Origin of the sequence: Butyrivibrio sp., assembly GCF_017940685.1 — a bacterium.
Lineage (GTDB): Bacteria > Bacillota > Clostridia > Lachnospirales > Lachnospiraceae > Butyrivibrio.
On sequence record NZ_JAGAYD010000108.1, the window covers coordinates 1 to 4,127 of the forward strand.

General features: G+C 41.1%; 4 protein-coding genes. 2 read left to right on the forward strand and 2 right to left on the reverse strand.

Annotated features, from left to right (window positions below; all coding sequences use genetic code 11):
- Positions 1-207 (reverse strand): hypothetical protein (locus tag J6I68_RS06930; RefSeq protein WP_292218847.1); only part of this gene is annotated, 207 nt, incomplete at its 3' end.
- 379 nt (positions 208-586) lie between these two features.
- On the opposite strand from J6I68_RS06930, the gene J6I68_RS06935 reads away from it, so the two are divergent.
- Both J6I68_RS06935 and J6I68_RS06940 read left to right on the forward strand, forming a co-directional pair.
- Positions 587-1,516, forward strand: coding sequence for a hypothetical protein (locus J6I68_RS06935; RefSeq protein WP_292218850.1), 930 nt, complete (start codon positions 587-589; stop codon positions 1,514-1,516).
- A complete protein-coding gene (locus J6I68_RS06940) occupies positions 1,506-2,144 on the forward strand; it encodes a S1 family peptidase (RefSeq protein ID WP_292218852.1) in 639 nt (212 codons plus the stop codon). Before J6I68_RS06935 ends, J6I68_RS06940 begins: the two co-directional genes overlap by 11 nt.
- Positions 2,145-2,342: 198 nt before the next feature.
- Here the strand turns inward: J6I68_RS06940 and J6I68_RS06945 are convergent, their stop codons facing one another.
- The gene (locus J6I68_RS06945; protein WP_292218855.1) at positions 2,343-3,998 is read right to left on the reverse strand and encodes a nucleoside kinase; all 1,656 of its coding nucleotides are present in this window, start codon (positions 3,996-3,998) and stop codon (positions 2,343-2,345) included.
- Between the last annotated feature and the right edge of the window lie 129 nt (positions 3,999-4,127).

A 4,127-nucleotide genomic window follows, 5' to 3' on the forward strand; every position in this document is an offset into this window, starting at 1 on the left:
CTCGCCATATGTAATCTTCCGCCCCATGTAGTTTATGGCGATATCCTTTGGATAGTTTTTGTTGTTCTCATACATGTACTCAAAAATCGTACACTCAGGAAGCTTTGCATTTATAGCTTCTTCACTGTAGTACTTAAGCCAGGGCTTATCAATTGATGGATACCCAGTCAGTTCCCCTGTCTGTCTGTCTGTCTGTCTGTCAAGCATTGTCTTTCTCCTCCGCATACTTGTCAAATTTAATTTTGGTTCGTATTTCGCATGAATCGCAAACGAATAATCGTATAAACTTTCTATAAACTCTATCCTAAAATATAGCTTAATCATTTAATGATTTCAATTGGATATTCAACGATTGTTGTACTGTTTTTTCTTATAACCAATTTTATACATAACTGAATTTGTAATCATTTGAAATTTCGTAAACTTCTTAAGGCTTTCTTAAGATTAGCAGCAGAAATTCTTAAGATTGCGTCACCCCTATTTACAACAAAATTGCAGAATGATATATTCGCTTTTGCTGGATTTCTTGTCCAGATTCTGCTCCTCTCGGAGCAAGTAATTCCAAGATTTATTAAAGGAGTTTTTTATGCAAATTCAAAACAAGAATTACAAAGATACTGTCTTTAGGCGTCTTTTCAGTGACAAAGCCAACCTGCTTGAGCTTTACAACGCCATCAACAAGACAAACTACACTGATCCAGATGCCCTGACGATCAAAACGCTAAAGGGAATGGTATTCCTAAACATGAAGAATGATGTGTCATTCCTTATAGACTACGAGATCAATCTATATGAACACAATTCAACACCATGTCCAAACATTCCTCTTAGAGATCTCTTTTACATCGCAAGTTCCTATAAGAAAATGGTCCATCTAAAAGATACCTACAAAAGCGAACTTCTTCAAATTCCAGCGCCAAGGTTCTTTGTGTTCTACAATGGCAACGCGCCTCTCCCAGATAAAAAAGAATATCGATTATCTGATATGTTCATGAAGAAAACAGATAAGCCTGAACTTGAACTGGTTGTAACTGCGCTAAATATCAACGAAGGTAGAAATCAGGAGCTTATGCAGTCCTGTAAAACACTAAAAGAGTATTCCATTTTCGTTTCAAAGGTGAGAAAATATACTCACAAAGCGAAGCTTGAACACTCAAAAGAAGAGTACGACAAGAATAAGAAAGTGATCATCGAACTGGCAGTTACTACAGCCATTGATGAGTGTATAAAGGAAGATGTCCTTCGGGATTTCTTCGTAGCTAACAGGAAGGAGGCCATTGATATGTGTTCACTTGAATGTACTGCAGAAGAACAGCTACAGGTATTTGCTGACGAAGCATATGATAAGGGTATATCTCAGGGTATTTCTCAGGGTATTTCTCAAGGTATAACCAGTGTTAATGAACTGTATTCATGGCTTTTTGACAATAACAGACAGGCAGATGTTTTAAGAGCGACTTCTGATCCTGAATATCTTGAAGCGCTTTTTGAAGAATACAATAATTATGTCAAGTAAGTTTATTTCCTATAAAATCATCATAGCTTCTATCATTACTCTTTCACTTCTTATAACATGTGTTGGATGTACAGGCTCGGGAGGTAGCGATTTTGACAGTGCCTTTAACCACGCACTTAAGACCTCGGTCACCATAGACAGTGGAAGGCTTTCTGGCAGCGGAAATATCTGGAAGATTGGAAAAAAGACTATCACTGTGATAACAGCATCCCACGTGATAGATGATAAAGAAGATATCACTGTATATTTCTGGAATGGAGATCATGCCAGTGCGCAGGTCTTTACAAATAACACTGAAAAAGACTACTGCCTTTTGACAGTAAAAGTGGATGATACAAAAAAGATTGATATCGAAGAGTTAAAACCCGCTAAAACGCTCCCAGAGTCCGGTGCAAACATTTTCATGGTTATCCCAGATTACAACACTGCAAGCGCAGGACTTGTGGCAAGCCCAGAGACCTTTTCTGAAGATTTTAACCAGGATGTGATCTACTGCTATCTTGATGTTAATGAGGGAATGTCAGGTGGCGGACTCTTTGATTACAAGGGACGATACCTTGGTCTCCTTCTTGGCGGATCTGATGAGGGGGAAGGGGTATTCCTTAGCACAGATGAAATAGAACGATAAAATAATGGAAGGCTTTCGTGACAGAGACGCTTCCGCTAGGAAGCCAAGGGGACGGCTTTCGTGACAGAGTGGACGGTTCGGTTTCCTGACACGGGGACGGTTCTTTTGTCAGGTTTTATCTGAATAAAACCTGACAAAAGAACCGTCCCCGTGTCAGGAAACCGAACCGTTCCCCCTGTCACAAAAGCCGTCTTTTTATTACACTTTGAAACAGCTGCCGCCCACAAACTCTCTGCAAATAGAGTTTCTTGGAAGCATTGAATTATCTACACTTACGAAGTAGTCAAGGAACTTAAGGAGCCGCTTAGCCTCGTAGTACTCTGGTTCATCCTTCTCAATCGAAAACAGCAACGGCTCAGCATACTGCTTGATAACTGCCAGTTCATAGATCTGGGCTGAGTTGAACATGGCGTCGGCTTCTTCCTGGAATGGGAAGATGTTAGCCTCTTCTCCTGCTCTTACAGAAGGCCACATGCTAATGGTCTTCTTGGCAGAAGCGCCACGGGTCCTGGCATCTCTTACAATTCTCCTAAGGAGACGCCCGTCAGTTGTGGCGATCCTGTTGTGATCGTCAATACTTAAGGTTGTAAGGCAGCTTATATATATCTTGTACTTAGACTCAGCGGGAAGTGCGTAACTCATCTTCTCGTTAAGGCCGTGGATTCCTTCAATTACTAAAACGTCGTTTTTGCCAAGCTGCAAAAAGTCGCCGTTCATTTCTCTCTTGCCTGAAATGAAGTTAAACTCAGGCATCTCAACTCTCTCGCCCTTAAGGAGCCTTGACATATCCTGGTTGAACTGCTCAACATCAAGGGCCTCAAGGCACTCAAAGTTGTAGCTGCCGTCTTCATTTAAAGGAGTGTCCTCTCTGTTTACAAAATAATTATCAAGGCTTATTGGATGAGGATTAAGGCCGTTTGATCTAAGCTGTATTGAAAGTCTGTTGGCAAAGCTGGTCTTACCAGATGAACTTGGTCCGGCGATCATTACAAACTTAACATCAAGGCGCTTAAAGATATCCATGGCGATCTCCCCAATCCTGCGCTCCTGAAGAGCTTCCTGCACCAGGATCATATCTCCGATCCTTCCTGAACAGATCATGTTATTAAGATCACCTACATTTTCAACTCCCATCATGCTGCCCCAGTCACTAGAGAGCATCATGGTCTTAAAGAGTTTTTCCCTCGGCTCAGATACAATGAGCTTTTTGGTGTTCTGCCTTGTTGGAAGAGTCAGCAAAATTCCGTCGTGATACTTCTGTACCTTGAACTTCTCTATGTAGGAAGTGTTAGGAAGCATGTATCCGTAAAAATAATCATAGAAGCCGTCAAGCTTGTAGACATTGATCTCAGAACTTCTTCTGTATTTAAGAAGCCTTACCTTATCATCCATGCCCTGCTTCCTGAAAATCTCAATAGCCTCATCAATGGGATAAACCTTCTTGGTGATTGGAAGCGCCGCATCAAGGATCTCTGCATATCTGTCAGATATCTTTTTTACCAGTTCCTTGGTGACATTGATGCCTCTTATGGTGCAGTAAAGGCCGTTACCAATAGTAAACTCAGCCTTTAGTGAAACGCCATTTTTGCTGCCTCCAGTCACATCGATCACAGATTTGATGAGGATCATGAGGCCTGTTCGTCTCATAGTCTTAAAGCCGATATTATCCTTGAAGGTGATAAAAGACAAAACGCCGTCCTTTTTCACTGTCTTCATAAGCTCGCGGATCTTGCCATTAAAGGTTACCGCAGCGATCCTGTCGTCATAGTACTTCTGATATTCCTTAGCAATTTCTTCAAAGGTAGTGCCCTTTTCGTAGTCTTTTTCTGCTCCATTTATAGTAATCTTAGGCATACGTTTTCTCCTTATCAGTCAAAAAAGTCTAGAAGTAATTCTATGTCACTAAGCTCTGTAGCAACTTCCCTGAACCTGTCAGGGTGCTGATCTTTATTTAACCCCACAATTATCGAAGAGCTGACTTCC

Coding starts and splice junctions, on each gene's coding strand:
- J6I68_RS06945 (WP_292218855.1), bottom strand. CDS start 3,998: ATGCCTAAGATTACTATAAATGGAGCAGAAAAAGACTACGAAAAGGGC.
- J6I68_RS06940 (WP_292218852.1), top strand. CDS start 1,506: ATGTCAAGTAAGTTTATTTCCTATAAAATCATCATAGCTTCTATCATT.
- J6I68_RS06935 (WP_292218850.1), top strand. CDS start 587: ATGCAAATTCAAAACAAGAATTACAAAGATACTGTCTTTAGGCGTCTT.